16 protein-coding genes are annotated in these 13,183 nt (G+C 60.4%); 3 read left to right on the plus strand and 13 right to left on the minus strand.

What is annotated here, in order from left to right; genetic code table 11:
- Window positions 1-136: 136 nt before the first annotated feature.
- From B9N93_RS23025 to B9N93_RS23085, 13 genes are all read right to left on the minus strand, one after another.
- Window positions 137-673: a flavodoxin gene (locus tag B9N93_RS23025; protein ID WP_085216726.1), complete on the minus strand. Its 537-nt coding sequence runs from the start codon at window positions 671-673 to the stop codon at window positions 137-139.
- A gap of 142 nt (window positions 674-815) precedes the next feature.
- The gene (gene clpX / locus B9N93_RS23030; protein ID WP_085216727.1) at window positions 816-2,096 is read right to left on the minus strand and encodes an ATP-dependent Clp protease ATP-binding subunit ClpX; all 1,281 of its coding nucleotides are present in this window, start codon (window positions 2,094-2,096) and stop codon (window positions 816-818) included.
- A gap of 104 nt (window positions 2,097-2,200) precedes the next feature.
- A complete protein-coding gene (gene apaG, locus B9N93_RS23035; protein WP_085216728.1) occupies window positions 2,201-2,587 on the minus strand; it encodes a Co2+/Mg2+ efflux protein ApaG in 387 nt (128 codons plus the stop codon).
- A gap of 108 nt (window positions 2,588-2,695) precedes the next feature.
- On the minus strand, window positions 2,696-3,637 hold the full coding sequence (ygfZ, locus tag B9N93_RS23040) for a CAF17-like 4Fe-4S cluster assembly/insertion protein YgfZ (RefSeq protein ID WP_085216729.1): 942 nt from the start codon (window positions 3,635-3,637) through the stop codon (window positions 2,696-2,698).
- Window positions 3,622-4,245: a nitrogen fixation protein NifQ gene (locus tag B9N93_RS23045; RefSeq protein WP_085216730.1), complete on the minus strand. Its 624-nt coding sequence runs from the start codon at window positions 4,243-4,245 to the stop codon at window positions 3,622-3,624. The genes ygfZ and B9N93_RS23045 overlap by 16 nt, the downstream gene beginning before the upstream one ends.
- The gene (gene fdxB, locus B9N93_RS23050) at window positions 4,245-4,562 is read right to left on the minus strand and encodes a ferredoxin III, nif-specific (RefSeq protein ID WP_085216731.1); all 318 of its coding nucleotides are present in this window, start codon (window positions 4,560-4,562) and stop codon (window positions 4,245-4,247) included. Before fdxB ends, B9N93_RS23045 begins: the two co-directional genes overlap by 1 nt.
- 12 nt (window positions 4,563-4,574) lie before the next feature.
- Window positions 4,575-4,757, minus strand: coding sequence for a CCE_0567 family metalloprotein (locus tag B9N93_RS23055; RefSeq protein WP_085216732.1), 183 nt, complete (start codon window positions 4,755-4,757; stop codon window positions 4,575-4,577).
- A gap of 72 nt (window positions 4,758-4,829) precedes the next feature.
- Entirely contained in the window at window positions 4,830-5,312 is a 483-nt protein-coding gene (locus B9N93_RS23060) for a NifX-associated nitrogen fixation protein (protein WP_085216733.1), read from the minus strand.
- Window positions 5,305-5,724, minus strand: a complete 420-nt coding sequence (gene nifX / locus B9N93_RS23065; protein WP_085216734.1) for a nitrogen fixation protein NifX — start codon at window positions 5,722-5,724, stop codon at window positions 5,305-5,307. The genes B9N93_RS23060 and nifX overlap by 8 nt, the downstream gene beginning before the upstream one ends.
- A 43-nt stretch (window positions 5,725-5,767) precedes the next feature.
- Entirely contained in the window at window positions 5,768-7,141 is a 1,374-nt protein-coding gene (gene nifN / locus B9N93_RS23070) for a nitrogenase iron-molybdenum cofactor biosynthesis protein NifN (RefSeq protein ID WP_085216735.1), read from the minus strand.
- A gap of 9 nt (window positions 7,142-7,150) precedes the next feature.
- On the minus strand, window positions 7,151-8,830 hold the full coding sequence (gene nifE, locus B9N93_RS23075; RefSeq protein ID WP_085216736.1) for a nitrogenase iron-molybdenum cofactor biosynthesis protein NifE: 1,680 nt from the start codon (window positions 8,828-8,830) through the stop codon (window positions 7,151-7,153).
- Window positions 8,831-8,911: 81 nt separating this feature from the next.
- Complete coding sequence (locus B9N93_RS23080; RefSeq protein ID WP_176225410.1) at window positions 8,912-9,274, minus strand: 2Fe-2S iron-sulfur cluster-binding protein; 363 nt, start codon at window positions 9,272-9,274, stop codon at window positions 8,912-8,914.
- A gap of 27 nt (window positions 9,275-9,301) precedes the next feature.
- Window positions 9,302-9,649 (minus strand): 2Fe-2S iron-sulfur cluster-binding protein, encoded by a 348-nt coding sequence (locus B9N93_RS23085; protein ID WP_085216738.1) that lies wholly within the window; start codon window positions 9,647-9,649, stop codon window positions 9,302-9,304.
- A gap of 954 nt (window positions 9,650-10,603) precedes the next feature.
- On the opposite strand from B9N93_RS23085, the gene trhA reads away from it, so the two are divergent.
- The 3 genes from trhA to B9N93_RS23100 all read left to right on the plus strand — a co-directional run bounded on the left by trhA (window position 10,604) and on the right by B9N93_RS23100 (window position 13,180).
- Window positions 10,604-11,221, plus strand: coding sequence for a PAQR family membrane homeostasis protein TrhA (trhA, locus tag B9N93_RS23090; protein ID WP_085216739.1), 618 nt, complete (start codon window positions 10,604-10,606; stop codon window positions 11,219-11,221).
- A gap of 96 nt (window positions 11,222-11,317) precedes the next feature.
- Window positions 11,318-12,385, plus strand: coding sequence for an AI-2E family transporter (locus B9N93_RS23095; protein ID WP_176225411.1), 1,068 nt, complete (start codon window positions 11,318-11,320; stop codon window positions 12,383-12,385).
- Between the two features lie 339 nt (window positions 12,386-12,724).
- On the plus strand, window positions 12,725-13,180 hold the full coding sequence (locus B9N93_RS23100) for a PqqD family protein (protein ID WP_085216741.1): 456 nt from the start codon (window positions 12,725-12,727) through the stop codon (window positions 13,178-13,180).
- The last annotated feature ends 3 nt before the right edge of the window (window positions 13,181-13,183 follow it).

Here is a 13,183-nt window from a genome sequence, read left to right on the forward strand (position 1 = left end):
ACCTCTTCTCAGGGTCGTGGAATCCGGCCCCGGACCCGGCGCCTTCGCCGCTTCGGATCGACGGCTTCCGCGCGGCCCGGATTCCGCTACGCGCCATCCGGGCTATGGGTGCCTGTCGATCCGGGCGGTCGGGACGCTAGCCCAGCAAAGCCGGTTTGATTTGCTCCAGCCAAGCGTCGATGCGCTCGCCGGTCATCTCGCTCTGGTTCTCGTGGTCGAGGACCAGGCCGACGAACTTGCCATCGACGATGGCATTGGATTTCTCGAAGCTATAACCCTCGGTGGGCCATGCGCCCACCACCTTGGCCCCGCCCTCGATGGCGAGGTTGTAGAGGAAGATCAAGGCATCGACGAACTCGTGGCCATAGCCTTCCTGGTCGCCATAGCCGAACAGGGCGATGGTCTTGCCGCTCAAATCCTTGCCCTTCAATTGCGGCAGGAACTCCTCCCAACTCTCGTCGCTGGCCCCGGAACCCAGGCCCGGCAATTCGCCGTCGCCCAGGGTCGGGGTGCCCAGGATGAGGGCGTCGTATTTCAGGAAGTCTTCGACCGTGGCCTTTTTCACATCGACCGGCGCATCCGCCGCGTCGCCCAGCTTCTTGGCGATGGATTTCGCGGCTTTCCGGGTGTTGCCGGTGTCCGAGCCGAAAAAGATGCCGATTTTGCCTGCCATAGGTTTTCCTCTTACTTTCGAGTTGAAAAGACGTTAAAAGCGCTAGGGTATTTATGATTTGGGCGGAGTTTCCCCGCGGGGGCCGGACGGAACGGCCCCCTGGGATTCGTACATGGGTAGGGTTAAACGCCCGCGGGAAGGATCAAGCGCACTGCTTGTCTTCTTCGGTTTCGTAGATCCGGTAGGGCGGGATTTCGCCGCTGACGACCTTCTCGTCCACCACCACCTTGGAGACCATTTCCTCGGAGGGCAGCTCGTACATGGTTTCGAGCAGCACATTCTCCAAAATGGTGCGGAGGCCGCGGGCGCCGGTCTTGCGCTCGATGGCTTTTTGCGCCACCAATTTCAGCGCGTCCGGGCGGATTTCGAGGTCGCAATCCTCCATCTCGAACAACTTTTGATACTGCTTGACCAGGGCGTTCTTGGGTTGGGTGAGAATTTGCATCAGGGCGGCCTCGTCCAATTCCTCCAGGGTCGCGACCACCGGCAAGCGGCCCACGAATTCGGGGATCAGCCCATAGCGGATCAAATCGTCGGCCTCCACCCCGGCCAGGATTTCGCCGACATTGCGGCTGTCGTCCTTGCTCTTGACCTCGGCGGAGAAACCGATGCCGCCGGTTTCGGAACGCTGGCGGATGGTCTTGTCCAGCCCGGCGAAGGCACCGCCACAGATGAACAGGATATTGGCGGTGTTGACTTGCAGGAACTCCTGCTGCGGATGCTTGCGGCCCCCTTGCGGCGGGATCGAGGCGATAGTGCCTTCGATCAACTTGAGCAAGGCTTGCTGCACGCCCTCGCCCGAGACATCGCGGGTGATGGAGGGATTGGCGGATTTGCGGGAAATCTTGTCGATCTCGTCGATGTAGACGATGCCGGTCTCGGCCTTCTCCACATCGTAATCGCACTTCTGCAACAGCTTGAGGATGATGTTCTCGACATCCTCGCCCACATAGCCGGCCTCGGTCAGGGTGGTGGCGTCGGCGACGGTGAAGGGCACGTCGAGGACGCGGGCCAGGGTCTCGGCCAGCAGGGTCTTGCCGGAGCCAGTGGGTCCGACCAGGAGGATATTGCTCTTGGTCAATTCCACATCGTTCTTGCGGGCGTGGGCTTTGAAGCGCAGCCGCTTATAGTGGTTATAGACCGCGACCGACAGTATCCGCTTGGGGCGTTCCTGGCCGATCACATAATCGTCGAGAGTGGCCTTGATTTCCTTGGGCTTGGGGAGATGGCCCAGGTTTTCGTCGGCGGTTTCGTAGAGTTCCTCGCGCAGGATGTCGTTGCACAGTTCCACGCATTCGTCGCACACGAAAACCGCCGGCCCCGCGATGAGCTTCTTGACCTCGTGCTGGTTTTTACCACAGAACGAACAATGCAGGAGTTTCCCGCCCCGCTCCCGTTCTTTGCCGTATTTATCGTCGCTCATGGCTATGGTCTCCTGTTCTGGCCCGCTCTGGACGGGAGTATAGACCCCGGTGGAAAACCCACCGGGAAGGTAAAAGCGCGGGCCTCGCCGGGATTCCGGCAGCCTCAATGCAGCTTGTTGCGCGGAATCGCCAGGCTGAACGGTTCGATGGGAGCGTCGAAGGGGACGCCGTCGTCGGCCACCATCTGGTAGCTACCGTGCATACTGCCCACCGGGGTTTCTATGGCGGCGGAACTGGTGTATTGGAAGGCTTCGCCGGGCCGCAAATAAGGATGTTCCCCGACCACGCCCTCGCCCACCACTTCGATCCGCTTGCCGTTGGCGTCGGTGATGACCCAACGCCGCCCCAACAATCTAGCCGGAATCGTGCCAGTATTCTCCATGGTCACGGTGTAGGCGAACATATAGCGCTCGCCGCCGCCGGGCTTGACCTCTTCGCCCAGGAACGCGGTCTTCACTTCGACCTTCAACGCACGGACCCTGCCAGACATAGTTTTCCCCTTGCTATTGTTGTAATAGATAATGTGATAAATGCCAGCGCCGATCGGCTTCCAGTGCCGGACCGCCGCTCGGACGGCCCAGGACGCGGGGTGGAAGGATCAATCCATGAACGCCAGTCGCGGCCCTTGCTCGTCGTCCAGATGGACCGGAGCCCGGTTTTTTTCCTCGATCTTCAGGACGGTCAGGAGCGTCACATAGCCATCGGGATGCAAGGCCGCCGACAACACCGCGCCCACGCTTTCGGGCTGGCCCGGCCCATGGAGTTTGCTGCCCGGCGTGGGTACCTTGTGGCTCCGCAGGGTGGCGCGGTAAAGCTGGCGCTTGAGCTGGCCGCGGTAATGCAAGCGGGCGATGACTTCCTGGCCCGGATAGCATCCCTTGTTAAAGCTCAGACCGCCCAGGGCTTCCATGTTCAACATCTGCGGGATGTATTCGCCGGTGGTGTCCGGTGTCAGCAACGGCACGCCGGCCAGGATATCGAGCAGGGTCCAGGTTTCGGGACTGGCCGCGACGGCACCGGCGGCGGTCAAATTTTGTCGCAATTGAGCCACGGCGGCGGGATCGCCCAAGACCAACCAACGCGGATGGCGCTCGCCGGGCACGACCATCAGGGTGCAACCGCCCTGGGTCTGGGTGGCGCCGATTTCGTCGGGGACCGGACCGCCCAGCGCGGCTTCCAGCTTCTGCGGGAGTTCCGGCCCGGATAGGCCGAGCTTCCCGAAACCTTCCGTGACATCGCCCAGCGCGACCTTGACCCGCAACAGGTAGACCTTCAAGCCGTTCATGGTGGATTCCAGGATGGCCCTGGGCAAGACCAGATAGAAGGCATCGCCGCGCATCATCAGCCAGAAGGTGGCGTGGGCCCGACCCTTGGCGTCGCACCAGGAGGTGAACATCCCTTTTTGTGGCGTCACGGTGCGCACATCGCCCGTCAACAAACCGGCGAGGAATTTACGGGCATCGGCGCCCTTCACCTCGATCACCCCGTATTGCGGGAGATCGCACATCAAATCGGTATTCAAGGCTACGCTGTCTGCCATATCTTCTCCTCTTCGGTTCCAAAACAATTGGCGTACTCGGAACAAACCCCGCAACTGGGGGAGCGGCACACATAGACCCCTTCCCGTTCGCAGAGCTGCTTATAGAAAAATTTCTTCCACCGCATCCCGTTATTACGGGTGGCGAGGCCGGGGAACCAAAAATTCAGGAGTTCCGACAGCGCTTGCCGATGGGGTAGGCCCATATCCTGCCATAAATGATCGTCGCCCATACAACAAGCGGCGATGGCATAGGCCAGCCAACGGCCTTCCGGGCGTCCATCGACCCGGTATTCCAATAATAGGCGGACCAGTTCGTCGAACTCGTCGGTCTCGATCCCGCCCCTCGTGCCGAAGGCCCGCGCCGGGAATACCGGCTTCGAGCCTGGGAAATAGCGCTCCATCAGGGCGGCGAATTCCTCCGCCGCCAACCCGAAACCGGGCCGTCCGACCAGCCGGGCCGAACTCCGCGCCATGTCGATGGCGGAGGCGAATGCCAACGCCAGGGAGCTTTCCACACCGGGCGGCAAAGCCGAATGCGGAATATCGCCAAAATCCGCCGCGTTGGCCGCTTGCGGCGGAACCGCCTTCGGGCACGCGACGGCGGCCATCACGCCGCCACCGCCGGGGTGTGGGTGTAGCACTGCTTGGGGCAAATCTTGGCGCAAGCCTCGCACCCCACACAGTTGGCGACGTTGTCGATGGACATGACCTTCTTGTCGTATTCGTCCTCGTCGTCGTCGTCCTCGCCGAAGGTGGCGAGCTTGACGATATCGCCATCCTCGTTGATGCCGACCATCGCCAGCACCTCGCGGCCACAAACCTTGTAGCAGCGGCCGCAGCCGATGCATTTGTCCTGGTTGATCTCGCCGACGAACTGGGGCACCCAGAGCTTGCCCCCCGGCAGTGTTACGCTGAATTCAGACATGGCGGCTTCCTCCTAATGGGCGGCTTTACGGAATTCGTCGAGTTCTTTGTAGGCTTGGTAAGTCTTGGCCGCGACTTCCTGGATGCGTTCCCAGCCGGTCGGCAGGTCTTCGGCCAGGTCGTGCAGGTCCATTTTCAAGGCGGTGGCCTGGGCGTTGAGTTTCTTGAACTTGGCCTTGGTATCTTCTTCGGACATGGTTGCCTCTTGGTATGCCCTGTGGATGTTCAAAGGGGTAGGGTGGGCATGTCGCCATGCCCGCCAACCAGATCAGCCGTACTTCGCCACTTCGGTGTACTTTTCGATCATGCCGAGGCCGGCGGCGACGAACTTCTCGCCTTCCTCGGCCAGCTTTTCCATGGTCGGGAAACCGAAGCGGTGGACATCGCGCAGTTGCTTGTTGACCACGATCAAGCGGCCCGCGATCAACACCATGCGGCCGAAGCCCTCGTGCGACATCTTCATCATGGGCGTCACCATCACGCCGCTGGCCCGCTCGATGGACAAGCTCACCGCGCTGTAGAACAGTTCCATGCGCCAGATGGTCTCAGGGTCCGGGTCGCCGACGATGGGCAGTGCCTGACGCTTTTCCTTGGTCAGGATGTAGGGTTCCAGCAATTCCTCATCGTTCTTGCCGTCCCAGTGGCCGTAGGAATCCTGTGCCCGCCATTGCTTGACCAGTTCCTTGATGAAAGCCGATTCCATCGGGGACGCGGCGGTTGCGGGGGGTTTTTCTGCCAGTGCTTCAGACATTTTCAGCCTCTTCTTCAAAATCGAATTCGCGTTCTTGACCCTTGCCGTCCTTCGCCAACACCTTGCGCAGCCAGGGCGGCGGGTTGCCCTTCAGCACGGCCTGGAGTTTGTCCAGGAGTTCGGTGATGGGTTCGGGTTGGGGTACTTTCATGGGATGGATGCCGAGCGCCACCACCCGCGCCGCGCCGGAACCGCCGATGGCGGCCACGTAGAGGATGGCGCAGTCCTTGACGGCTTCCAGTTTGGGCGCGAGTTTGTCCTCGTTGCCGTCTTCCTGTAGGTCGCCCTCGAACTGCACGGCTTCGAGGAACTGATAGCCCTCCGGCGAGAGTTCATAGATGACGATGTTCTTGGCCCATCCGAAATGGGCGTCGACCCGTTGCAAGTCCTGGGTTGAGAATGCGACTTTCATGCTGCCTCCGCGATAGAACGAATCTGGTGTTTGAGACTCCGGCCTAATGAGCCGTAGCCGCCGCCGTGCCAACATGGCCTTGCTCCTTGGGGATCGCCCAGGTGTCGGGGTTGGGTTCATGAACGTCGGCCATGAACATATTGGCAAGTTCGAAGATGAGATCGCGGGTGCCGCGATAGCCGACGATGGTTTGATGTGCCGCGCCGAGGCGGTCGAACATGGGGATGCCGATGCGGTAGAAGGGGATTTTCAGCCGGTCCGCCGCCTGCCGCCCATGGGAATGGGTGACGAGCAGGTCGCAGCCCTGGGCCAGCTTTTCCAGGTCTTCCAGATCGCTGATCCAGACTTCCTCGCTGGGTATCTTCTCCAGCACAGGCGATTGGGTGGTGGTGACGGCGGCGGTGATATGCGCCCCCATCTCGGTGGCCCATTGGCTCAAGGCCCACAGCAAATCGGGTTCGGCCCCGATGGCCAGCCGCTTGCCGCCGAAGTGGAAATGGCCGTCGAGCATGGCGTCCACCAACTGCCCACGCCAGCGGCGGACCTTGAGCGGGGCGGTCTTGCCGCTGATCTGGGTACAGAGGGAAATCAGTTGGTCGTTCACTTCGAGGCCGGTGAGCCGGTCGAACAGGGTGAACGGGACGCCGGTCTTGGCTGCCAAGGCTACCGCCGCGTCGCGCATTTGTTCGCCCACGGCGATGGTGTGGACCGAACGCCCGAGGTCGGCGATGTCTTCCAAGCCGATGCCGCCCAAAGTGGTGGGCGTGAAATCGTCGGGGATATGGCCGTCCAGCGACCCCGAAAGGTCCGGCAGGGCTAGCATCTCCAGGCCGAAGGCTTCCAGGATTTCGCGGATTTCGTCGATATCGCCGGGGGTGAGATGGGCACCGGGCAACAGGGTCACGCGGTTGGGAATGCGCTCGGCGTCGGGTGCGGTGGGCTGTACCAAAGTTTCGATCAACTTGGTGACGGTCTTAGCCCAGCCATCCTGGAAGGCGTCCTTGAAATCGGGGGTGGAGACGTAGACCAGGGCGACATGATCCAACTCCGGGCGTTTCTCGCGGATCAGCTTGATGAAGCCTTCCACGTCGTCGCCCTTGGTTTCGGTCACGCCGGTCGAGGAAATACCGATGATCGAAGGCTTTTGCCGGTCCACGATGGTGACAATGGCTTGTTCCACATTCTCGTAGCCACCCAGCACCGTCGCCACTTCGCTCATGGCGGTGGTTTGCAGCGGAATGGCTTCCTTGAAATGGCGCACGAACAAGACCAGCCCGAACGAGGTACAGCCTTGGGAGCCATGGAACAGCGGCATGCAGTTCTTGACGCCCATGAAGGCCAGGGCGCTACCGATGGGCTGGCTCATCTTCAGCGGGTTGACCGCGCAGGCTTTTTTGGGGACGACGATCTTAGCCATGGGTGAGCCTCACGCCGCCGCTTGTTGGGTGGAATTGGCGGGCGGTGCCCAGGCGTCGATCCGTTCCAGGATGTTGGCGATTTTCCCCGAGCAACTGCCGCAGCCGGTACCGGCCTGGGTAGCGGCGACCACGGCTTCGACCGTGGCAAGGCTCTGCGTCAGGATGGCATCCTCGATGGCACCCCGGTTCACGCTCTTGCACTTGCACACGGCGGTGGCGCGGCGGTGTTCGCGGGCCTTCTCGGGATCGGCGGCCAGGGCAGCAGCTTCGGCGGCGATGGCGGCATCGGCGCGTTGTTCCCAGGTGGTTTCTTCCCAGGGCGCGGGCTTGCGCACCTGATCCCACACCGGATTAAACAGCGCCTTGTCGATTTCGTGGACCAGTTCGACCATGCCGACATAACCCATATAGGCATGATGGCGTTCCTGGTTGATGTCGAGCCAAGGCATCTTGGCCTTGAGCGCAATGAACTGGGAGCGCCCGCCCGACAGCATGATGTCGGCCTTGGCGTCCTTGAGCATCTTGTACATATCGCGGGGGCGCATGTCGTCGATCATATGGGCATCTTCGCCCATCAATTCCTTGATCTTCTCCTTGTCCTCTTTCGTGGACTTCTTGACGCTGGTTCCGACGATTTCGAGACCGGCTTCTTGCAGCGCCGCCACCACCGACCAGGATTTCACGCCGCCGGTAATCAACAGGACTTTCTTGCCAGTCAACCGGGCCTTGTACGGCTCGATGGCGGCGTAGGCGCGGGTTTCCTCGCGCTTAATCAAGGCTTCGGTGCGCTCCATCAATTCGGGATCGGCCCCGCGCTCGATCAATAACCGGGAGATTTCCCTGAGCGCCTCGCTGGTGTCCTCGATGCCGTAGAACGAACCCTCGAAGAACGGAATCTCGTAGCGCTCCTCCATCTTGCGGGCGATGTTGATCATCGACTTGGAGCAAACCATCATCGCGGCTTTAGCCCGGTGCGAACTGGCCAAATCCTTATAACGCCCATCCCCCGAGATGCAGCACAGGATACGGATACCGAGTTCGTCCAGCAGCGGCTTGACCTGCCACAGTTCGCCGGACAGGTTGTATTCGCCGATGATGTTGATGTCGTAGGGCGTGGTGTATTCGGGTTCCTCGGTGCCGATGACGTGATCGAGGATGGCTTCGCCCGCCAGCTTATTGCCAAGGTTCTTGGGACCGACGAAGCCGGGCGAATTGACCGGGATCACCGGCTTGTTGAATTTCTTGGAGGCCGCTTTGCACACGGCTTCGATGTCGTCGCCGATCATGGCCGGGACGCAGGTTTGATAGACGAACACCGCCGGCGGGTCGTACTTGTCGATAATCTCTTTGACCGACTTGAACAGGCGTTTCTCGCCGCCGAACACCACGTCGGTTTCATTGATGTCGGTGGTGAAGCCGGTGCGCCACAGGGCGGAACCGGAGGATTTGGAGCCGCGGTTGTCCCAGGAATTACCCTCGCAGGCGATGGGACCATGGACCAGATGGGCCACGTCGGTGATGGGTTGCAGGGCGATCTTGGCCCCGTCGAAAGCGCAGCCCCCCGCCGCGCCGCCCGGCTGCAACTGCTTGGTGCAGCCTTTTTTCCGTTCCTTCTCCGACTTGTTCTGATTCTTCCCGCAACCGGGCTCGTTGAACACTTCCTGGATTTTGCTCGATACGCTGCTCATTTCCGGCCTCCGGGGTGGGCGTGGACCCGGCCCATTGCATGGATCAAACCTGGGTGGCGGGCGGGATGCCCACCCTACCTGCTAAAGCGCGACGACGATGTCCTCTTCGCCGACCTGGTACTGGCAGGCCAAGCGCCAGATCGGGGCGCTGTAGGCCAAAATGGGCGAGGCGTACTGATGCCGGGTCAATTTGCCCTTGGCAAACAGGGTCTTGCGCTCGGCCTCGCCCAGGTGGAGTTGCGGACGCTTCGCGCCCTCCCGGCTCAGTATCGCCACCTTGACGGCGCACTGTCCGCATTCCCCGGAGCGGCACACGCAGCGGTGGCGCAAACCCTGTTGCTCGATCACATCCATCAGGGTCCGGCCCGGACAGCGGCCCCGAACCTGGATGCGTTCCAGGGTGCCGCCGGGTTGGCGTTGCGCAAGCAATGTGATCGCAGCCATGTTCCGCTCCATATCCTCAAGCCCGCCTTAGAAGCGGACCAGGATGTCTTCGTTACGCACGATGAACTGGCAAGCCAAGCGCCAAGGCGGCGGGAGGTCTTTCACTTCCGCTTCCTTGATTTGCTCTTGGGTGATCTTACCGGCCAACCGCAACACTGTTTTCTCCTTCTCCGTCAAATGCATCCCCATGGGTTCCGCATTAGAGAGCACGCTGACCTCGACCGCGCAGGAACCGCATTCCCCGTTTTCGCATTCGAAATGGATGGGGACGTTGTTCTTGCGGGCGACGGCTAGCAAGGTCTGGCAATCGCCGGCGGTGGCATAGACCGTGAGGTCTTTTTTCATCGCCGGGGAACTGAAAGTCACATTGGCCATGTGTTTTTCTCTAAGGTTTGTCGGGGAATTTGGCAAACGGTTGTTGCCGAAAATTTCGGTAACAATTGTTATGCCATAGAGCCAAGCGATTGAATTTACGTGTTTTTTTCGTGAATTGTGGGCGGGGCAGGCGTGTTGGCTTAGCTACAAAACATGATGGGGTGTAGGGAAGTTCACAAGGGGGGAGCAAGGGGCGCGGGCGAAGATTGTGTTTTTAAGTTGCAGTCCTTGCAAACCGCAAGGGTCGGCAGTATTGCCCACCCTTCAAATACCTATATATAACGGATCGGGAATATGCTAGACCTATTCCGGCGTAAGCTGCCCTTATCCTGCCTGCTGTACGGTCTACTCAAACGCCGCTTCCCGGCGGAACCACCCCTAGGCCGGATATTCCCGGACAAGCCGAGCAATAATACGCCCGCGCAACCCTCTTCTCAACCGCCTGCGACTTCCTGCTGGGCGTGGTCCTGGAAATCAATCCCTTGACTAACACAATCTATAAAAACCACTATCAACCCTTATAAATTACCCTATCTACGCCGCACGATAAACCCAAATATGTGGAACCATCAGCACCCAAAATTTGGGTAGATATACTTCGGAGAACTTATCGGTTCTCAATACCGGCTTGGTCTGTGCGGTACCGAACAGACTCTTTTCAATGTGCAGAGTATAATAAAGTCTAGCTAGTCCGTTGGCTTTTATCATACCGGAATCTATTTTTCCCCAAGGTCTCGATCATGCGGAAAACAATCGCTGGATTTATTTTACCCTTGTCTTTGCCGATGAGCGGTATGGCCGAAGAACCAGCCGGGGACGTCGAGGCCATCCAGTCCGTCCGAGACATCTACGGGGCTACAGCCGGTTGTGGGTAATGGGGTGCGTATAGGCCATGTCTACCGTGAAAACGCTCGCCAGCCCACCCGATTTCCCGCGCATGGGGGTTGAAACGATATGGAAAAAGCGGAACGATTCAATACGCTGAGCCATCTAGTGGGCGCGGTGGCGGCCTGTGGCGGCTTGGTGGTATTGGATATGCTCGCCGTGCGTCAAGGCGATATATGGAAAATTGTCAGCTTCAGTATCTATGGGCTGACCATGATCTTGGTTTACACGTTTTCAACGCTTTATCACGGCTTACAAGGCGAATTAAAGAGGATGTTCGCCAAACTCGACCATCAGTCCATCTACCTTTTCATCGCCGGTACTTATACCCCGGTCGCCCTGGTCACGCTACGCGGGGTTTTGGGCTGGTTGATATTCAGCGCCGTCTGGGGCTTGGCGGTTCTGGGAATCGCGCTGGAGATATGGTCGCGGGGCGGGAGCCGGGTGTTTTCCGTGGTGATTTATCTCGTCATGGGTTGGATGATCCTGATCGCGCTCGATCCTTTGTTGGAGGCCATACCTTTCGAGGGCTTTGTTTGGCTGATTTCAGGCGGCTTATTCTATACCGTGGGCGTCGCGTTCTACGCGCTAGATCATAAGGTGGATTATTTCCACAATATATGGCATATTTTCGTGCTGGCGGGCAGTATCAGCCACTATTTCGCAATATTGTTTTATGTCGCTTGAGCCCGTCTTGCCTGGGTGCTGGACCGTGCGCGATTCGACGCCATGCGCCGGAATCCCCGGCCTGGCTGGGGAGGTGATGTGCCGGACGAAAAACCCATGAATCGATGGATGGGCCTGGCCGTGGCGCTCGGGTTGGCCCTGGGTTGCTTGCTGGTGTTGCGCCCGTTCCTGACCGCGATCCTGTGGTCGGTCATCCTGGTGTTCGCCACCTGGCCGGTTTATCGGAGGGTCGAGGCGGCGGTCGCGGGCCGGAGGAACTGGGCCAGCGGGCTGATGATCCTGGCCGTGGTCGTCGTCTTGATCGTACCCCTGGCGCTGCTGGGTGCCAGTCTGGCGGCGGACGTGGCTTCGCTCGTCGAGATGGCACAAGGGCTGCTCAGCGAGGGTCCGCCGACCCCGCCGGAATGGGTGGCCAAGCTGCCGTTGTTGGGGCCTTGGCTGCATGGCCGCTGGCAAGGGATGGCGGGAAGCGGGACCCAACTGACCGCAGCGCTCGCCAAGTATCTTGCGCCCCTGCGGGACTGGGCGCTCAGCGGCGCGGCCAACCTGGGGGTCAACCTCCTGCACCTGACCCTGAGCCTGTTCATCGCCGTCTTCCTCTATCCCGCCGGGGGCGCGCTGTATATCCGGCTGAGGTCCCTGTGCGGCCAAATCGGCGGTCGGCGGGCACTGGACCTGCTCCGGGTGGCCGAGGAAACCATCAAGGGGGTGGTTTACGGCATCATGGGCACCGCGCTGATCCAAGGCGTCCTGGTCGGACTCGGCCTGTGGGTGGCGGGGGTGCCCCGCGTCCTGCTGCTGGGCGCGTTGGCGTTCATCATGGCGCTGATGCCTTTCGGACCCGCCTTGGTCTGGGGACCGGCGGCGGCGTGGCTATTGCACCAGGGCGAAACGGGATGGGGACTGTTCCTCGCGCTCTGGGGGCTGCTGGTCGTGGGGCTCGTCGATAATGTCCTCAAGCCCTATTTCATCGGCAAGGAAAGCCGCCTGCCCTTCATCCTGGTGTTCCTGGGAACCCTCGGCGGGGCGATGGCTTTCGGCTTCCTGGGCCTTTTCCTGGGACCGACCCTGCTGGCCATGGCGTACACCGCCTTCCAGGCCTGGAGTCCCCCGAAAACCGGACCGGACCTGGGCGGACACGATACCCCGGAGGGCAGCGGATAAACCCTCTCGGACCGACGACGGCCAGCGGATTGCCCGGCCTGTTCGTGCCGCCGCGACAAGGCGCTGATGGGCAAAACCTCCGAAGCCCGCGCGACACGGGCTTTTCCAGGCCACGACCTTATACGAGCACTCGCATACTGATATAAGAACTTGCATAATCGCCCCTCATGAAAAACGCGGAGCGGGCTATGAATTACCTCCAGTCCGGCTGGAAATCCAGATCGGTGGCGAACCCGGATTGGGGTGAGGATTCGACCTCATGGAAACCACGGTCCCGCCCCGTAGCGACAACGCCGAGCTTTTCTCCCGATAAACTTATAATTCGAATCGTTAAAAACCATGTCAACAACCCAGTCGTTCCGGCTCAACCAACCCTTTGTCGTTAGCGATTTGATCGACGGCGAGGCCGTGATCATGAACCTCAAATCCGGCAACTATTACAGTACCCGGCACACCGGGGCCCTGGTTTGGATTTGGCTGGAGCAGGGACGGAACCCAGGGGCTATGGCCGCCGACTTGGCCGGAATATACGGCGGTGAAGCCGCGAATTATTCGCGCGATCTGGCCGCTTTCATCGAGAGCGTGGTTGCACAAGGCTTGATCGTACCTACAGAAACGGTGGCGGCGGCCAGCCACGGGATGGGCGCGGAGCCCCCGACCCCACCCAAATCCTATAAGCCTCCAGTGCTGGAGGTTTACGCCGACATGCAGGACCTGCTGCTACTCGACCCCATCCACGATATCGACGAAGTCGGCTGGCCGGTCGCCAAACCCACCCGTCCCGCCGCGCCCTAACCC

The sequence above is a fragment of the Methylomagnum ishizawai genome (assembly GCF_900155475.1).
In the GTDB taxonomy this organism is placed as follows: Bacteria; Pseudomonadota; Gammaproteobacteria; order Methylococcales; family Methylococcaceae; genus Methylomagnum; species Methylomagnum ishizawai_A.